Source organism: Hydrogenophaga sp. 2FB (assembly GCF_005503365.1).
Classification (GTDB): domain Bacteria; phylum Pseudomonadota; class Gammaproteobacteria; order Burkholderiales; family Burkholderiaceae_C; genus Hydrogenophaga.
The window spans coordinates 13,080-29,104 of record NZ_SCML01000034.1 but is presented as its reverse complement, the minus strand read 5'-3'; the positions used below and the strand labels follow the sequence as shown (position 1 = coordinate 29,104).

At 67.4% G+C, this 16,025-nt stretch carries 15 protein-coding genes; 4 read left to right on the top strand and 11 right to left on the bottom strand.

The genetic code is table 11. The annotated features are described in order from the left end of the window. Positions 1-35: 35 nt before the first annotated feature. From lspA to FFS09_RS19275, 3 genes are all read right to left on the bottom strand, one after another. Positions 36-548, bottom strand: coding sequence for a signal peptidase II (gene lspA / locus FFS09_RS19285; RefSeq protein WP_137920525.1), 513 nt, complete (start codon positions 546-548; stop codon positions 36-38). Beyond that, complete coding sequence (gene ileS / locus FFS09_RS19280) at positions 545-3,412, bottom strand: isoleucine--tRNA ligase (protein ID WP_137920524.1); 2,868 nt, start codon at positions 3,410-3,412, stop codon at positions 545-547. Before ileS ends, lspA begins: the two co-directional genes overlap by 4 nt. Positions 3,413-3,530: 118 nt before the next feature. Then, positions 3,531-4,595 (bottom strand): bifunctional riboflavin kinase/FAD synthetase, encoded by a 1,065-nt coding sequence (locus FFS09_RS19275; RefSeq protein ID WP_137920523.1) that lies wholly within the window; start codon positions 4,593-4,595, stop codon positions 3,531-3,533. Between the two features lie 204 nt (positions 4,596-4,799). On the opposite strand from FFS09_RS19275, the gene FFS09_RS19270 reads away from it, so the two are divergent. Further along, complete coding sequence (locus FFS09_RS19270) at positions 4,800-5,357, top strand: HNH endonuclease (RefSeq protein ID WP_137920522.1); 558 nt, start codon at positions 4,800-4,802, stop codon at positions 5,355-5,357. Between the two features lie 79 nt (positions 5,358-5,436). Here FFS09_RS19270 and FFS09_RS19265 read toward each other — a convergent pair whose 3' ends face one another. The 3 genes from FFS09_RS19265 to FFS09_RS19255 are packed head-to-tail and all read right to left on the bottom strand — an operon-like array spanning position 5,437 to position 8,551. Continuing rightward, entirely contained in the window at positions 5,437-6,411 is a 975-nt protein-coding gene (locus FFS09_RS19265; RefSeq protein ID WP_137920521.1) for a Bug family tripartite tricarboxylate transporter substrate binding protein, read from the bottom strand. Positions 6,412-6,462: 51 nt separating this feature from the next. Then, positions 6,463-7,407, bottom strand: a complete 945-nt coding sequence (locus FFS09_RS19260) for a hydroxymethylglutaryl-CoA lyase (RefSeq protein ID WP_137920520.1) — start codon at positions 7,405-7,407, stop codon at positions 6,463-6,465. Further along, on the bottom strand, positions 7,400-8,551 hold the full coding sequence (locus FFS09_RS19255; protein ID WP_137920519.1) for a CaiB/BaiF CoA transferase family protein: 1,152 nt from the start codon (positions 8,549-8,551) through the stop codon (positions 7,400-7,402). Before FFS09_RS19255 ends, FFS09_RS19260 begins: the two co-directional genes overlap by 8 nt. A gap of 114 nt (positions 8,552-8,665) precedes the next feature. Between FFS09_RS19255 and FFS09_RS19250 the strand changes: the two genes are divergently transcribed. Then, on the top strand, positions 8,666-9,565 hold the full coding sequence (locus FFS09_RS19250) for a LysR family transcriptional regulator (protein ID WP_137920518.1): 900 nt from the start codon (positions 8,666-8,668) through the stop codon (positions 9,563-9,565). 22 nt (positions 9,566-9,587) lie between these two features. Here the strand turns inward: FFS09_RS19250 and FFS09_RS19245 are convergent, their stop codons facing one another. Both FFS09_RS19245 and FFS09_RS19240 read right to left on the bottom strand, forming a co-directional pair. Continuing rightward, positions 9,588-10,187: a lysophospholipid acyltransferase family protein gene (locus FFS09_RS19245; RefSeq protein WP_212745125.1), complete on the bottom strand. Its 600-nt coding sequence runs from the start codon at positions 10,185-10,187 to the stop codon at positions 9,588-9,590. Further along, complete coding sequence (locus FFS09_RS19240) at positions 10,184-11,017, bottom strand: class I SAM-dependent methyltransferase (RefSeq protein WP_171020100.1); 834 nt, start codon at positions 11,015-11,017, stop codon at positions 10,184-10,186. Before FFS09_RS19240 ends, FFS09_RS19245 begins: the two co-directional genes overlap by 4 nt. A gap of 128 nt (positions 11,018-11,145) precedes the next feature. On the opposite strand from FFS09_RS19240, the gene FFS09_RS19235 reads away from it, so the two are divergent. Continuing rightward, positions 11,146-12,288: a cyclic nucleotide-binding domain-containing protein gene (locus tag FFS09_RS19235; protein WP_212745124.1), complete on the top strand. Its 1,143-nt coding sequence runs from the start codon at positions 11,146-11,148 to the stop codon at positions 12,286-12,288. A 3-nt stretch (positions 12,289-12,291) separates the two neighbouring features. Here FFS09_RS19235 and FFS09_RS19230 read toward each other — a convergent pair whose 3' ends face one another. From FFS09_RS19230 to FFS09_RS19220, 3 genes are all read right to left on the bottom strand, one after another. Then, positions 12,292-13,407, bottom strand: a complete 1,116-nt coding sequence (locus FFS09_RS19230) for an acyl-CoA dehydrogenase family protein (RefSeq protein ID WP_137920515.1) — start codon at positions 13,405-13,407, stop codon at positions 12,292-12,294. Positions 13,408-13,417: 10 nt separating this feature from the next. Next, the gene (locus tag FFS09_RS19225; protein WP_137920514.1) at positions 13,418-14,599 is read right to left on the bottom strand and encodes an acyl-CoA dehydrogenase family protein; all 1,182 of its coding nucleotides are present in this window, start codon (positions 14,597-14,599) and stop codon (positions 13,418-13,420) included. Positions 14,600-14,676: 77 nt separating this feature from the next. Beyond that, positions 14,677-15,399: a YceH family protein gene (locus FFS09_RS19220; RefSeq protein ID WP_137920513.1), complete on the bottom strand. Its 723-nt coding sequence runs from the start codon at positions 15,397-15,399 to the stop codon at positions 14,677-14,679. Positions 15,400-15,413: 14 nt separating this feature from the next. Here FFS09_RS19220 and purN point away from each other — a divergent pair, with 14 nt between their 5' ends. Continuing rightward, entirely contained in the window at positions 15,414-16,004 is a 591-nt protein-coding gene (gene purN / locus FFS09_RS19215; RefSeq protein ID WP_137920512.1) for a phosphoribosylglycinamide formyltransferase, read from the top strand. Positions 16,005-16,025 lie beyond the last annotated feature (21 nt).

Here is a 16,025-nt window from a genome sequence, read left to right as displayed (position 1 = left end):
CTGGCGGTGCGAGACTCACGGGCCCGCGCCGGGGCTCAAGGGCGGCGGCGCACGCGCAGGATTTCGTCCAGGATCAGCGCCACGGCACCCACCGAGATGGCGATGTCCGCGAAATTGAACGAGGGGAAATGACCGCCGGGGAAGAGGCCGGACAGGAAAGACCAGTGGAAGTCGAGGAAGTCGACCACGTAGCCATGCCACAGGCGGTCGATCACATTGCCCAGCGCGCCGCCCAGGATGCAGGCCAGCGCGAACGCGAACAGCTTCTGGCCGGGGTGCGAGCGCAGCATCCAGACGATGAAGACGGCCGCGCCCACGCCCACGGCGGTGAAGAACCAGCGTTGCCAGCCGCCCGCGCCCGCGAGGAACGAGAACGCCGCGCCGCTGTTGTGCACGCGCACGAGGTTGAAGAAGCTGGTGACGTGGGTGCTGTCGCCCAGCTGGTAGGCCGAGAGGATCCAGTTCTTGCTGAGCTGGTCGGCCACCAGAACGAGGGCCGCCAGGCCCAGCCAGGGCCAGAGGTGGCTGTTGCTGCCGCGGGCGGTCATGCGACGCGGCGCGGTTCGCCTGCGCCAAAGAGGTTGCTGGTGCAGCGTCCGCACAACGTGGGGTGGGCCGCATCGCTGCCCACGTCATCGCGGTAGTGCCAGCAACGCTCGCACTTGGCGGCGGTCGAGGGCACGACCTGCACCGCCAGCGCATCGCCTTCGCCCTTGAGCAATTCCACCGCCGAGACGATCAGCGCGAACTTGAGGTCGTCGCCCAGCGAGGCCAGCAGCGCATGGTCGTCGGCCGGCGCCGTGAGGCGCACGTTGGCCTGCAGCGAGGAGCCGACCTGGCCCGCCGCGCGCACGGTCTCGATTTCCTTGTTCACCACGTTGCGCACGTCGCAGATGCGCGTCCACTTTGCCAGCAGGCCTTCGTTGGCCTGGGGCAGGTCGGCGAAGGTTTCGAAGAAGATCGATCCCTGGCTCCTGGAACCGGCCAGCACGGGCCACGCTTCTTCGGCTGTGAAGCTCATGAACGGCGCCATCCAGCGCAGCATGGCGTGCGTGATCTGGTGCAGCGCGGTCTGTGCGCTGCGCCGCGCCAGGCTCTTGGGCGCGGTGGTGTAGAGCCGGTCTTTCAGCACGTCGAGGTAGAACGCGCCGAGGTCTTCCGAGCAGTACACCTGCAGCTTGGCCACCACCGGGTGGAATTCGTACACGTCGAAGTGCGCCAGGATCTCGGTCTGGAACTGCGCTGCGCGCGCGAGCGCGTACCGGTCGATCTCCAGCATCTGGTCGTGCGGCACGGCGTCCGTGGCGGGGTCGAAGTCGCTCACGTTGGCGAGCAGGAAGCGCAGCGTGTTGCGGATGCGGCGGTAGGCGTCGACCACGCGGGCGAGGATCTTGTCGTCGCCGGCGATGTCGCCCGAGTAGTCGCTCGCGGCCACCCACAGGCGGATGATTTCCGCGCCGAGCTTCTTCGTGACGTCTTGTGGGTCGATGCCGTTGCCCAGCGACTTGCTCATCTTGCGGCCCTGGCTGTCCACGGTGAAGCCATGGGTGAGCAGGCCGCGGTAGGGCGCGCGGTCGTACAGCGCGCAGCCGAGCAGCAGCGAGGAATGGAACCAGCCGCGGTGCTGGTCGTGGCCTTCGAGGTACAGGTCGGCCTCGGGGCCTTCGTGGTGGAACGCGCCATTGATGTAGGCCTTGGCGTGGCTGGCGCGCAGCACGTGCTGGAAGGTCGAGCCCGAGTCGAACCAGACTTCCAGGATGTCCTGGCTCTTGGTGTACTTCGGCGCGTCTTCGGCGCCCAGGATTTCCTCGGCCGTCACGCGGCTCCAGGCCTCGATGCCGCCCTTTTCGACGATGTCGGCTGCCTGGTCGAGGATCTCCATGGTGCGCGGGTGCAGCTCGCCCGAATCCTTGTGCAGGAAGAACGGGATCGGCACGCCCCAGCTGCGCTGGCGCGAGATGCACCAGTCGGGCCGGTTGGCGATCATGTCGTGCAGGCGCGTCTTGCCGTTTTCCGGGAAGAAGTGGGTGTGCTCGATCGCGTCCAGTGCGGTCTCGCGCAGCGTGCGTGGGGCCTTGTCCTTGGTGAACACGCCTTCGCCCTCGTCCATGCGGATGAACCACTGGGCCGCCGCGCGGTAGATCACCGGCGTCTTGTGGCGCCAGCAGTGCGGGTAGCTGTGCGTGATGGGCTGCGTGGCCATGAGGCGGCCGGCGTTCTTCAGCGCTTCCAGGATGGCCGGCACGGCCTTCCAGATGTGCTGGCCGCCGAACAACGGGAAGTCGGGCGCGTAGGCGCCGTTGCCCTGCACCGGGTTGAGGATGTCGTCGTAGGCCAGGCCGTGCGACACGCAGGAGTTGAAGTCGTCCAGGCCGTAGGCCGGCGCCGAGTGCACGAGGCCGGTGCCGTCGCTGTCGCTCACGTAGTCGGCCAGGTACAGCGGGGAGAGGCGGCGGTAGCCGGCGTCCACGTCGTACAGCGGGTGGCGGAAGACCTGGTCGCGCAGCGCTTCGCCCTTGGTGGTGGCGATGACCGTGCCTTCGAGCTGGAAGCGCTCCAGGCATTTTTCGACCAGCGATTCGGCCAGCAGCAGCACGCCGCGCGGTGTGTCGACCAGCGCGTAGGTGAGCTCGGGGTGGGCGTTGAGCGCCTGGTTGGCGGGGATGGTCCAGGCGGTGGTGGTCCAGATGACGGCGAAGGCGCTCTTGCCGGCGGGCAACGCGGCCAGCCCGAAGGCATTGGCCAGCGCCACACCGTCGTTGGTTTCGAAGGCCACGTCGAGCGTGTCGCTCTTCTTGTCGGCGTATTCGATCTCGAATTCGGCGAGCGAGGAGCCGCAGTCGAAGCACCAGTAGACCGGCTTGAGGCCACGGTAGACGAAGCCGCGTTCGATCACGCGCTTGAACGCGCGCAGCTCACCGGCTTCGTTGGCGAAGTCCATGGTGCGGTAGGGGCGCTCCCAGTCGCCCAGGATGCCCAGGCGCTTGAAGTCCTCGCGCTGCTGGTCGATCTGCTCGGTGGCGTAGGCGCGGCTCTTGGCCTGCATGTCGTCGCGGCTGAGGTTGCGGCCGTGTTTCTTTTCGATCGCGTTCTCGATCGGCAGGCCGTGGCAGTCCCAGCCGGGGATGTATTGCGCGTCAAAGCCGGCCAGTTGGCGGCTCTTGACGATCATGTCCTTGAGCACCTTGTTGACGGCGTGGCCCATGTGGATCTGGCCGTTGGCGTAGGGCGGGCCGTCGTGCAGCACGAACAGCGGCGCGCCGGCACGGGCGTCGCGCAGGCGCTTGTAGAGGCCGTCCTGGTTCCAGCTCTTGGCCCAGCCCGGCTCGCGCTTGGGCAGGTCGCCGCGCATGGGGAAGGGCGTGTCGGGCAGGTTGAGGGTGCTGCGGTAATCGGTGGGGGTGTCGGACATGACAGGAATTCCGTGGTGGCTTCGACAAGCTCAGCCCGAGCGGGGAGTGTGGGAACAAGAGAGAGGAAACCGTTCGCCCTGAGCCTGTCGAAGGGCGGCGACCGGGCAGACAGGTCGTCTAAATTCGGTCGCGCGTGGTCTGCCGGTGGGTCTGGGTGTGCAGCGAAGCGAAGAAGGCGCGTGCGTCGTCGCAGTCCCGTGCGATGCCCTGGGTGAGGGCGTCGAGGCTGTCGTACTTCAATTCGTCGTGCAGTTTGTGCAGCAGTTCCACGCGCACGATTTTACCGTAGGCCTCTCCACCAGGCAGGCTGGCGGCCATCTCCGCCGGCCAGTCGAGGCAATGGGTTTCCAGCAACACCCGCCCGCCGTTCACGTCGTCCGGGTCCAGCGAGGGGCGCACGCCGAGGTTGGCCACGCCGGGCAACGGGGGGGAATCGGGGTGCGGCCCCAGGCCGTGCACGTGGACCGCGAAGATGCCGCTGGCCGCCGGTTTCCAGTGCGAGAAGCGCATGTTGAGGGTGCGAAAACCGTCGTGCCTGCCCGGGCCGCTCTCGGCCAGCTGGCGGCCGAGCTTGCGCCCGTGCACCACGTGGCCGCTGATGCTGTAGGGACGGCCCAGCAGGGCCGCCACGTCCTCCATGCGGCCACCGCCCAGGGCTTCGCGCACGGCGGAGCTGGAAACGCGCAGGCCGTGCACCTCGTAGCTCTGCATGCGCGCCACGTCGAAACCCAGCCGGTTGCCCGCCGCGTCGAGCATGGCGTAGTCGCCTTTGCGCTGGGCGCCAAAGCGGAAGTCGTCACCCACCAGCACGTATTGCACGCCGAATGCGCGTACCAGCGTGTCTTCGATGAAGGCCTCGGGTGCCTGCCCGGCCAGCCGGGCATTGAAGGGCAGCACCACGCATTCGTCGACGCCGCAGCGGTCGAGTTCCTGCAGCTTGTCGCGCAGGGTGGCGATGCGCGCGGGCGCGAGTTCGGGCTTGTGGTGCAGGGCGGCGAAATAGTCGCGCGGGTGCGGCTCGAAGGTCATCACGCAGCTGGGCACGCCGCGGTGGTGGGCTTCGTTGTTGAGCAGGGCCAGCATGGCCTGGTGGCCCCGGTGCACGCCGTCGAAATTGCCGATGGTCAATGCGCAGCCCGGGGTGTCGGGGAGCCGGGGGCGCAAACCGCGAAAGATTTTCATGCCGAAGAAGGGTGGTCTGGAGCTGCGGTGAGAGGCATTTGAGGGCAGATGCCGTGGCTTCCAGGCCCACAGTCACCGCCGCTTTATCAAAGCGCGCTATATTGGCACTCGATGATATGCGCCCGCCGGCCTCGCCGGCGACCGCAGGACGGCGTGGTGAACGCCGCCCCTCCCCGGTGACTTGTTCGTTGGAAGGAGCCCGTCTTGAAGGTCTTGAAACTCTCCGCGCAAGGGCTGCCACAGTCGTGGATCAGCCTGGAGGAAGCCGTGCTGCACTACGCGGCGGATGAGGTGCGCTGGGAGATGGGTGCCGAGATCGCGGTGTTTCACGGCGGGCACAACGCGGTCACCGGGCTCCAGTCGATCATCACGGTCAACTCCATCATCGGCACCCAGGGCGTGCCGCGCATCAACCCGTTTGACCTGCGGCCCACGCTGACCAACAGCAAGCTGTTCGCCCGCGACCGCAATGTGTGCGCATATTGCGGCGAGAGCTGCCAGGAAGAGGCCTGCACGCGCGAGCACATCGTGCCGCTGGGGCAGAGCGGGCGCGACACCTGGATGAACGTGGTGACGGCCTGCAAGTCGTGCAACCACCGCAAGGGCAACCGCACACCCGAACAGGCGCACATGGATCTGGTGTACGCGCCCTATGTGCCCAGCCTGTGGGAAGACTTCATTCTGCGCAACCGCCGCATCCTGGCGGACCAGATGGAGTTCCTGATGTCGCACTTGCCCAAGAGTTCGCGGCTGCACGCCTGAGCGTGCTGGCCGCCGAATTCAGCTCAACGCGCCGCCGCGGCGCACGACCCGTTGCTTTGTGTGATGCATCGCGGCGTGCTCACTCGGCTTCGATGCCGGCGGCCCGGATGATGCGGCCCCACTTCTGCGACTCGTCGGCCTGGAATTTGGCCAGGCCCTCGGGTGTGCTGGTGGCCTGCTCGCCGCTGGTCGAGGCGATGTAGCCGGCCACGGCGGGCGACGTGGTGGCCTTGATCAGCATCTCGTTGAGCTTGGCCGTGACGGCCGCCGGGGCCTTTGCCGGCAGGTAGACCGCGGTCCAGTACGACATGTCATAGCCCTTGACGCCGGCTTCCTCGACGGTGGGCACGGTGGGCGCGGCGGCCAGCCGTTTCGTGCCGCTGACCGCCAGGGCGCGCATCTTGCCGCTCTTGACCTGCGGCAGCGCGGTGGAGGCGTCGGAGAACATGAAGTCCACCTGACCGCCCAGGAGGTCGGTGATGGCCATGGGGTTGCTCTTGTAGGGCACGTTCACCACGTCGATGTTCGCCATCTGCTTGAGCAACTCGCTGGCCACGCGGCTCGACGAGCTCCCGCTGCCGAAGTTCAGCTTGCCCGGCGACTTCTTCGCGGCGGCGATCAGATCGGCCACCGACTTGATCGGCGACGATTCGTTGACGAGCAACAGCATGTGCCCTTTGGCGAGCAGGGCCACGGGTGTGAAGTCCTTGACCGGGTCGTACGGCAGCTTCTTGTAGAGGTGCTGGTTGGCCGCGTGCGTGGTATTGGTCGTCATCAGGAGGGTGTAGCCGTCCGGCGCCGCCGCGGCCACGTGCTGGGCGGCAATGAAGCCGCTGGCGCCGGCCTTGTTGTCGACGACCACGGTCGCCTTGTACTCGGCGGTGAGGGCCTGGGCCATGGCGCGGGCCTGCTGGTCGGTGCCACTGCCGGCGGCGAAAGGCACCACGATCGTGATCGGCTTGTCGGGGTACGACTGCGCTTGTGCCAGGCCCGTGCAGAGCAGGGCCGAGGCGAGCAGGGCGGGAACCGAGGCGCGGAGGAAAAAGCGATGCATGTGGTTTGTCTCCTGTTGATGAACGAACGGAACCGGGAAAAGCGAAAGGGATCACCGACGCCAGCGCTGCAAGGTGCCGCCGCGCATCAGTTTTCCGGGGAGCGGGTGGCCCACGATCTCTTCGGCCAGGTGCCCGCAATGGATCAGCGCCTCGAGGTCGACGCCGGTGGCGATGCCCATTTCTTCGCACATGAACACCAGGTCCTCGGTGCAGATGTTGCCGGCCGCGCCCGTGTGGCCTGCAAAGGGGCACCCACCGAGGCCCGCGCACGCGGTGTCGAAGGCATCCACACCGAGTTGCAGGCCCATCAGTGCGTTGGCCATGGCGGTGCCGCGCGTGTCGTGCAGGTGCAGGCCGATGCGCTGGTCCGGCCAGCGCTCGCGCACCGCGCCGACCACCGATGCAATGGCGTTGGGGTGCGCCCAGCCGACGGTGTCGGCCAGTTGAAGGACGGGCAAGCGCAGGCCGAACTCGTCGAGTACGTGGAAGAGCCGCGCGATGACGTCGACCACGCGGCCGACAGCGATTTCGCCCTCGAGATTGCAGCCGAACACCGTGCTGATGGTGCCCGACGCCACGGGAATGGAGCGCTCCGCGCAGAAGGCGAGCGTGGCGCGGATCTCGTCCAGCAGGTCTTCGGTGCCCTTGCCGGTGTTGCGCAGGGAGAAGGTCTCCGACGCGCTGACGCTCACGCGCCCCTGGATGTCCAGCGGGGTGTTCATCGCGCGCCGCATGCCGCGCAGGTTCAACCAGAGTCCGGTGTACCGCACACCCGGGCGCTTGCGGATCGCAGCGGCCACCGCCTCGGCGTCCACCATGCCGGGCACGCGCGCCGGGTTCACGAACGAGACGCACTGGATCTCGGTCAGACCCGTCTCGGCCAGGGCCTCGATCAGCCGGACCTTGTCGGCCGTGGCGACGGGCCCGGGTTCGATCTGAAAGCCTTCGCGAGGGCCTTCCTCGTGCAGATGCACGTGCCTGGGCAGGTCAGACATGGCTTGTTCCCTTGGCGGGAGCGACGCCATGGTCCACGTTGTGCTGGCCCAGCCGGGGCGCCACGGACCGGTGTGCCGGGCGTTGGCCATCGATGGACAAGGGCAAACCTGTCAAGCGGAAGTCTTCGCCGGGCACCGGCTGGAACATGTCCAGCGCCTTCACCTGCGGATGCTCAAGGGCTTCGGGCACCGTGTGGACCGGCGCGCAGGGCACGCCCGCCGCCGTGAAGCGGGCGAGCCATTCGGCGCGCGTCTGTTGTTGCAGCAAAGGTTCGAGTTCGGCCAGCAGCGCGGCCTTGTGCTGGAGGCGGGCGCGGTTGGTGGCGTAGCGCGCGTCGGTGGTCCAGTCGGGTCGGCCGAGCCCCTGCGCCAGCTTGGCGAACAGCCGGTCGTTGCCGCAACAGATCAGCAACGGCGCATCGGCCGTCGCGAAGGATTCGTAGGGCACGAAGCCGGGATGGCCGGAGCGGTGGCGATCGGGCAGCCGGCCTTCGTTGGCGTACGCGTCGGACTTCTGCCCGGTCCACACCAGCGCGGTTTCGAGCAGCGAGGTGCCGACGATACCGCCCTTGCCTGTGGCGTGCCGGCGCTGCAACAAGGCCAGGGCGCCAATCACGGTCCACATGCCGCTGCCCTGGTCGCAGACCGACGCACCGGTGCGCATGGGCGGATCCTGCGGGCCGCCATTGATGCTGGAGAGCCCGCTGAAGGCCTGGATCAAAGGTTCGTAGCCCGGCTGCATCCGCATCGGTCCGGTGTGCCCGAAGGCGGAAATTTCGCAGTAGATCAGGCGCGGGTGGCGCTGGCACAGCGTCGGTCCATCGATGCCCAGATCCACCGTGACACCCGGGCGCAGGTTGTGGATCAGGATGTCGGTGTCGGCCACCAGCCGCTCGAAGGCCGCCAGCCCTTCGGCGCTCTTGAGGTCGATCGCCACCGACTGCTTGCCGCGGTTGAAGATGTGGAAATTGTGGGCGTCGCCGTGGCGAAAGGCCGGCCCCATGTGGCGGGCGTCGTCGCCGCCTTCGACGCGTTCGAGCTTGACCACCTCCGCGCCCAGGTCGGCCAGGATCGCGCCGGCGAAGGGGCCCGCGAGCACCTGGCCCAGCTCCAGCACGCGGATGCCCTCAAGAATGCGGTCCATATCGGTTTGCTCCTCTGTATGGAGGCCGATTCTGGAGCCACGCTTGTGATGTGTGAAGGAGAATAATTCTATAAATCTGATAACGTATCTGGATCAATCGGAACGAGGACCCGCATGCGCATCGGTGTCAATCTTCAACAGCTGGAATCGTTTGTCGAAGTGGCCCGAACGGTCAACTTTCGCGCTGCCGCAGACAACCTGCACGTGTCCCAACCGGCGCTGAGCCGCACCATCAAGATGCTGGAGACGGCGCTGGGCGAGCGGCTTTTCGATCGCGACACCCGGCACGTGGAAGTCACACCGACCGGCAAGGAGCTGCTGCCCATCGCCGTGCGCATCCTGGACAACTTCAACAGCTCGTTCAGCGAGTTGTCGCAGTTCCTCGAGGGACGCAGCGGGCATGTCACGGTCGCTGCGCTGCCGTCGACCGGCGTGGCGCTGTTGCCCAAGGCCATTGCGGCGTTTCGGGCCCACCACCCGCAGGTCGAGTTCTCCCTGCTCGAAGGCCCTGCGGAGGTGTTGCGCTTGGCGGTCGACGAAGGCCGCGCCGATCTGGCCATCAGCGTGCGGCCATCGCCCCACGAGCCGCTGCAATACCGCCACCTGCTGGACGACCCCTTCATGCTGCTGTGCCGCCGCGACGATCCGTTGGCCGGCAAGGCCTCCGTGCCGTGGTCGGTCTTTGCGTCGCGCCCCTTCATCGCCAGCGGTCCCAAGAGCAGCATCCGACCCATCACCGATGCGGCCTTCCTGCAGAAGGGCTTGCATGTGGACGCGGTGATGGAGTACCCCAGCGTCGCCGCCGGGGGCGCCCTGGTGGCGGCGGGCCTGGGCCTGATCGCGCTGCCGCGCCTGGCGCTTCACCTGATCAACAACGACGAACTGGTGTCGATCCCTTTGCAGCGGCCGGTGATGTCGCGCGCGGTGGGCGTGGTCACGCGCATGGGGCGCTCGCTGTCGCCGCTGAGCCGGGCCTTCATGGAATCGCTGCAGCGGTTCGCGGCGACCGGGTGATGCGGACCCGAAGGCGCCGGCGTCAGGTGATGGACGCGGAACCGGACCGGTCTTCCGCCTCCAGCCGGATCGGTCCCTGGCGCTCGGGATGGCGCCCCTGTTTGCCGGCGTAGAAGGCGCGCACCACCTCCATGTCGGCGCGCACATCGCCGGTGGGCATCAGCAAGGGTCCGATGGCGGCCGTTCGGGTGGTGAAGTCCACATAGCCCATGGCCACCGGCACCTTGGCGGCGAGCGCCACGCGGTAGAAGCCGCTTTTCCAGTACGCCGCGCGGCCACGCGTGCCTTCGGGTGGCATGGCCAACACCAGCCGCTCGCGCCGGGCGAATTGCCCGGCCAGTTGCGCGACCATGTTGGACGGCGCGCGCCGGTCGACCGGAATGCCGCGCAGGGCCCGCGCCAGCGTGCCGAAAGGCGGCCGGAACAAGGTGTGTTTGCCCACCCAGTGCGGCCAGATGCCCAGCGCCATGCCGGCGGCCATCAAGACCACGAAATCCCAGTTGCTGGTGTGGGGTGCGGACAGCAGCACGTACTTGGGCACCTGCGGCACCGCCGGGTCCACGCGCCAGCCGGCCAGGCGCAGTGCGGTGCGGCCGATCCAGGTGGTGACGCCGCGCGTCAATCCGCGCCCTCTGCCGGCGCGGCAACGCCGATTTCCAGCATCTCGATCACGTGCGTGAACGAGAACGGGTAGGTGGCCTGCCGGGTGCCCCAGCGCGCGATCGCCTGGGCCGCGCGCACCGGCACACCGGGCATGGCCAGGAAGTTGGCGGCCCAGCCTTCTTCGATGCCGAAACGGTAGGCCGCGGCGGCATCGTCGAAGGTGATGTGTTGCCGCATGGTGTCGCGCCGCAGCACCACCAGCCCGGCGGCGTGGATCTCGGCTTCGAGCGACGCGAAGCTTTCAGGCACATGGGACTGCGCGATCGCGCGTTGGCACACGCGGCCGATCGCGCGTTTGAGCGGGTTGCGCGACTGGAGGAAAAAGCGGTCCAGCCCTTCGAAGAAGGGGCCGCCGCCTTCTTCGGTGGTGGTCACCAGCGACAGCACGCCGCCCGGCGCCAGCAAGCCGCGCGCTTGCTCCAGCAGCGTGCGGCGGTCCACGTAGGCCAGGATGAAATGCGCGAGCACCGCGTCAAACGCGGCGGCGGGCAACACCTCGCGCGCCCGTTGCGCGGGCGCGTGCACGGTCTTCAACGGGATTCGTGCCGCGGCCAGCTTCAACATCGCGGGCGAGACGTCGAGCCCCGTCATCACCAGGGGCAGGCCCAAAGCCGCCAGTTGGGCCAGCATGGCGCCATCGCCCACACCCAGATCGGCCACGGCCAGCGGTCCCGTCCGCAAGCGCAAACGCTCGCCCAGCTTCGCCGCCACCTCGCGGTTCTTGTCCGCGATGATGCCGCTGCCGGAGTTGTAGCCGGCCGCGACCGCGTCGTGCGCGCGCTGGCTCACGGTTGTGCTTTCAGGTGGCGCATGGGGGATGGGTGTGCCGGGCTTGCGGCTAACATGGCTGCGCGATCAAGGGTGTGTGGTGGCGACTTCACGGGGTCCTGGATGAGATGAGCAACCAAGAGAATGCCATGGCGGCCCCGGATGCCTGGCGCACGAACCTGTTCCTGGCCCACGTGCCCAGCGACCTCGTGGTCCATCTGGAGGACTTGCTGGCGCGCCAGGTGTACGCCGAGGGCGAGCACATTCTGGTCGAAGGCGAACAGGCCGATCGGGTGTGCCTGCTCACCGCGGGCCGTGTGGGCATCTACAAGGGTGCGCAGGGCGCGCGGCTGGGCAGTGTGGAGGCCGGCACCTCGTTTGGCGAGATGGGCGTGCTGTCGGGCGCGCCGCGGTCGGCCACGGTGACCGCGGAGACGGCCGCGGAAGTGTGGTCGATCACGCCGTCCGCGTTCGACACATTCCGCGCACGCACGGGTGTGGATCTCTTCGCGCTGTCGATGCGCGCCCATGCCGACGCCTTGGGCGAACGGCTCACCCGCGTGAGCGACGTGGCCGCGCAATGGCAGCGCGATCGCATGGAGCAGTACCGCATCCGGGTGTCGTTCGGCACGCTGTTCACCCACGTCATCCTGATGATGTTCGTCTACACCTCGGCCCTCGGGGTGTTGCGCGAGTTCTCGGCCGAGGCCAGTTCGAGCACGCTGACCACGTCGGCGCTGCTGATGCTGATGGCCGCGGGTTCGGCGTGGATCATGAAAGCCAGTGGTTTCCCCCCGCAGACCTTTGGCTTCACGCTGGCGCGCTGGCAGTGGGTGCTGGTCGACAGCCTCGTCTGGAGCGCGGTGTTCTGCGCTGCCCTCACGCTGGGCAAGTTTGTGCTGCTGCACGGGAGCCCGGCCCACGCCGGCATGCCCATGTTCAAGCCCTGGGTGTCGCCCGCTGGCGCGCTGGCCACCTTGCTGGCCTACGGTCTGTACGTGCTGCTCTCGCCGGTGCAGGAGTTTGTTGCCCGCGGGCTGATGCAAGGCGCGCTCACGCGCATGCTCACCGGTCGGTGGGTGCCGCTGCAGGCCATCGTGGTGTCCAACGCGGTGTTCTCCGTCAGCCACCAGCACCTCGGGCTGGGCTATGCATTGGCAGTGTTTGTGCCTGGCCTGTTCTGGGGCTGGCTGTATCACCGCCACGGCTCGCTGCTGGGCGTGTCCGTGTCCCACGTGGTCATTGGCCTGTGGGGCACGGGCATGCTGGATCTGGCGAGCCTGGTGGGCTGAGGGTCAGGCGAACACGCCGGCCGTGTCCTGCATGCGCGAAGACACCTCGCCCAGGTGGTGCAGCGTGTCACCGAACGTCATGTCCAGCTGCGTGAGCTTCTTGAAGTAGTGGCTCACGATGTACTCGTCGGTCACGCCGATGCCGCCGTGCAGTTGCACCGCTTGCTGGCCGACGAAACGCATGGACGTGCCCAGCTGCACCTTGGCGCGCGCCATCGCCGCGCGGCGCTCCGCCGCAGGTGCGTTGAGCTTGAGGCTGGCGTAGTAGCTCATGGACCGCGCCAGTTCGAGCTGCATCTTCATGTCGGCCACGCGGTGGCGCAGCGCCTGGAAGGTGGCGATGGCCACGCCGAACTGCTTGCGCGTGTTCATGTACTCGACCGTGATCGCCAGCGTCTTGTCCATCACACCGACGGCTTCGGCGCAGACGGCGGCAATGCCGATGTCCACGCCGTGCTCCAGGGCGGTGAGGCCGTCCTGGGTGATCAACTGGGCTGGCGCATCTTTGAGCGTCAAGTCGCCGGCGCGCGAGCCGTCCTGCATGGGATAGCCGCTCGTGGTCAGGCCCGATGCGGTGCGTTCGACGAGGAACAGCGCCAGCTTGCCGCCCACGCTGGCGGGCACGACGAAGGCGTCGGCCTGGTCGGCGGCGGGCACCAGGTTCTTGGTGCCTGACAGCGTCCAGCCCGTGCCGGCCTGGGTCGCGGTGGTGGTGCACACGTCGAGCTTGTAGCGGGCCTTGCGCTCCTGGTGCGCGAGCACCACCAGCGCTTCGCCCGAGGCCATGCGCGACAGCCACGCTGCCTTGAGCTCGGCGGGGGCGTAGCCACCCAGCACGCCGGAGGTGACGAGGGTCTGGCCAAGGGGTTCGAGCACGATGCCGCGGCCCAGCTCTTCCATCACCACCATGCCTTCGATCGGACCCATGCCCAGGCCGCCGTCGTCCTCGCTCACGTACAGACCGGCCAGGCCGAGTTCGGCCAGTTCGCCATAGGCCGCGCGGTCAAAACCACCCGCTGCCACGATGGTGTTGCGGCGCTCGAAGGTGTAGCCCTTGTCGACCCATTTGCGCACGGCGTCGCGCAGTTGTTGCTGGTCGTCGGAAAAATCGAAATCCATGTGTGTCTCCTCAGCCCAGAACCGTCTGCGCGACGATGTTGCGTTGAACTTCGTTGCTGCCACCGTAGATGGTGGTCTTGCGCATGTTGAAGTAGGTCGATGCCAGCGGCGCGTTGGCGGTGACGCCGCCAGGGAAGTCGCCTTGCCAGCCGGCTTGCATGGCCTCTTCGATGAAGGGCAGGCTGTAGGGCCCGGCCGCCAGCATCATGAGTTCGGCGTAGCGCTGCTGGATTTCGCTGCCTTTGATCTTGAGCAGGCCGGCGATGTCGAGCGAGTTCTTGCCCGACTTTTCGGCCGAGAGCACGCGCAGCACCAGCATCTCCAGCGCCACCACGTCCACTTCGAGCAGCGCGACCTGGTCGCGAAAGCGCAGGTCGTCCCACACGCCTTCGGCTTTGGCGATACGCTTGAGGCGCTCCAGTTCGCGCTTGGCGCGGTTCACGTCGGCGATGTTGGTGCGCTCGTGGCTCAGCAGGTGCTTGGCGTAGGTCCAGCCCTTGTTCTCTTCACCGATCAGGTTCTCGGCCGGCACCTCGACGTTGTCGAACCAGACCTCGTTGACCTCGCTCTCGCCATCCAGCAGCTTGATCGGGCGTACCGAGACGCCGGGCGACTTCATGTCGATCAGCAGGAACGAGATGCCGGTTTGCGGTTTGCCTTCGTTGCTGGTGCGCACCAGGCAGAAGATCCATTCGCCGTATTGGCCGAGCGTGGTCCAGGTTTTCTGACCATTGACGATGTACTTGTCGCCCTGGCGCTCGGCGCGGGTCTTCACGGAGGCCAGGTCCGAGCCCGAACCGGGTTCGCTGTAGCCCTGGCTCCACCACACCTCGCCGCTGGCGATGCCGGGCAGGAAGCGCTGCTGCTGCTCCTTGTTGCCAAAGGCCATGATCACCGGTGCCACCATGACGGGGCCGAAGGGGATCACGCGCGGCGCGCCGGCCAGGGCGCATTCTTCTTCGAACAGGTGCTTTTGCACGGCCGTCCAGCCCGGGCCGCCGAATTCCTTGGGCCAGCCCCAGCCCAGCCAGCCCTTCTTGCCCAGAATCTTGGCCCAGCGTTGCAAATCGTCGCGCGTCAGGCGCAGCGCGTTGTGGACCTTGTGCGCGATCTCGGCGGGCAGGTTGGCCTTGACCCAGGCGCGAATCTCTTCCCGAAACGCCTGTTCTTCGGGCGTGAATGCCAAATCCATGGAAATGTCTCCTGTGGCCGCCACAGGGTGTGTGCCGGCAAATTGAACCAATGGCCAGTTTCGCACGACCGTTCGTTTTATGGCTGTCCGGGCTGTGACAAGCCGAGTTGCTCGTGCAGATTCTGGAGTTGGTCCTGCAACGTGGACACGGTGTTTTCCAGGGCCGCGATGCGGCGGGTGAGGGCAATGAGTTCGTCCTCGGTGGCGGCGCCGCCGGGCGTGGCCGACGCCGCGGCCAGCGCGGTGGCGTCCACCGGGCCGCAGAGCAGGTGGGCCCAGCGCTGTTCGCGCGCGCCCGGCGCGCGCGGCAACTTCACCACCAGCGGGCCACCCTTCTCGGCGCTGCGGTCCTGCAGTTCTTCCAGAAAGCCGTCGACCGAGGCAATGTCGAGAAACTTGTACCAGCGCTCGGTGTTCAGGCGCAGCTCACCCGCGGTCTGCGGGCCGCGCAGCATCAGCATGCCCAGCAGCACGGCGGATTGATCGGGCACGCCCACGGCGCGCGTGAAGTTGTGTTCGTAGCGCGTGACGCGGCTGCCGCTGCCTTCGAGCACCATGTGCAGGCTGCGCAACTCGTCCAGTGCCTGCAGAACGGCCGCGTCGGGCAGGTTCATGACGGGTTCGCGGCTGGACTTCTGGTTGCAGCCGGTCACCAGCGTATTGAGCGTCAGGGGATAGCTGTCGGGCACGGTGCGTGCCTTCTCCATCAAGGTGCCGAGCACGCGCGCCTCGGTGGGGGAGAGCGGGCGCTGTTGAAAATCGTGGCCGCGCGGGCGGCCGGTTTGCAGGTCTGAGGTCATTACACTTCCCGGCCATGTCTGGCGTGAACAAAAACATCGTGATTCTGATCTCTGGCGGCGGCTCCAACATGGCCGCCATCGTGGAGGCCGCCCGGACACACCGCTGGCAAGCCCGGTTCGGCGCGCGCGTGGCCGCGGTGATCAGCAACAAGGCTGCCGCCAAGGGCCTGGTGTGGGCGAAGGAACAGGGCATCAACACCGCCGCGCTCGACCACACCGCCTACGACAGCCGCGAGGCCTTCGATGCCGCGCTGATGGGCGAAATCGACCGCCACGCCCCGACGCTGGTGGTACTCGCCGGCTTCATGCGCATCCTCACGCCGGGCTTTGTGCAGCACTACGAAGGACGCCTGGTCAACATCCACCCCAGCCTCTTGCCCGCGTTTCCGGGGCTGAAGACGCACCAGCGCGCGATCGAGATGGGTTGCCGCTTCGCTGGCGCCACGGTGCACCGCGTGACCAACGAACTCGATCATGGCGACATCCTGGACCAGGCGGTGGTGCCGGTGTTGCCGGGCGACACGGCCGAACGGCTGGCCGCGCGGGTGCTCACACAAGAGCACATCATGTATCCGCGTGCGGTGGAGCGATTGATCGCGGCTTGAGGGGCCTTGCCCCCTCTCCCT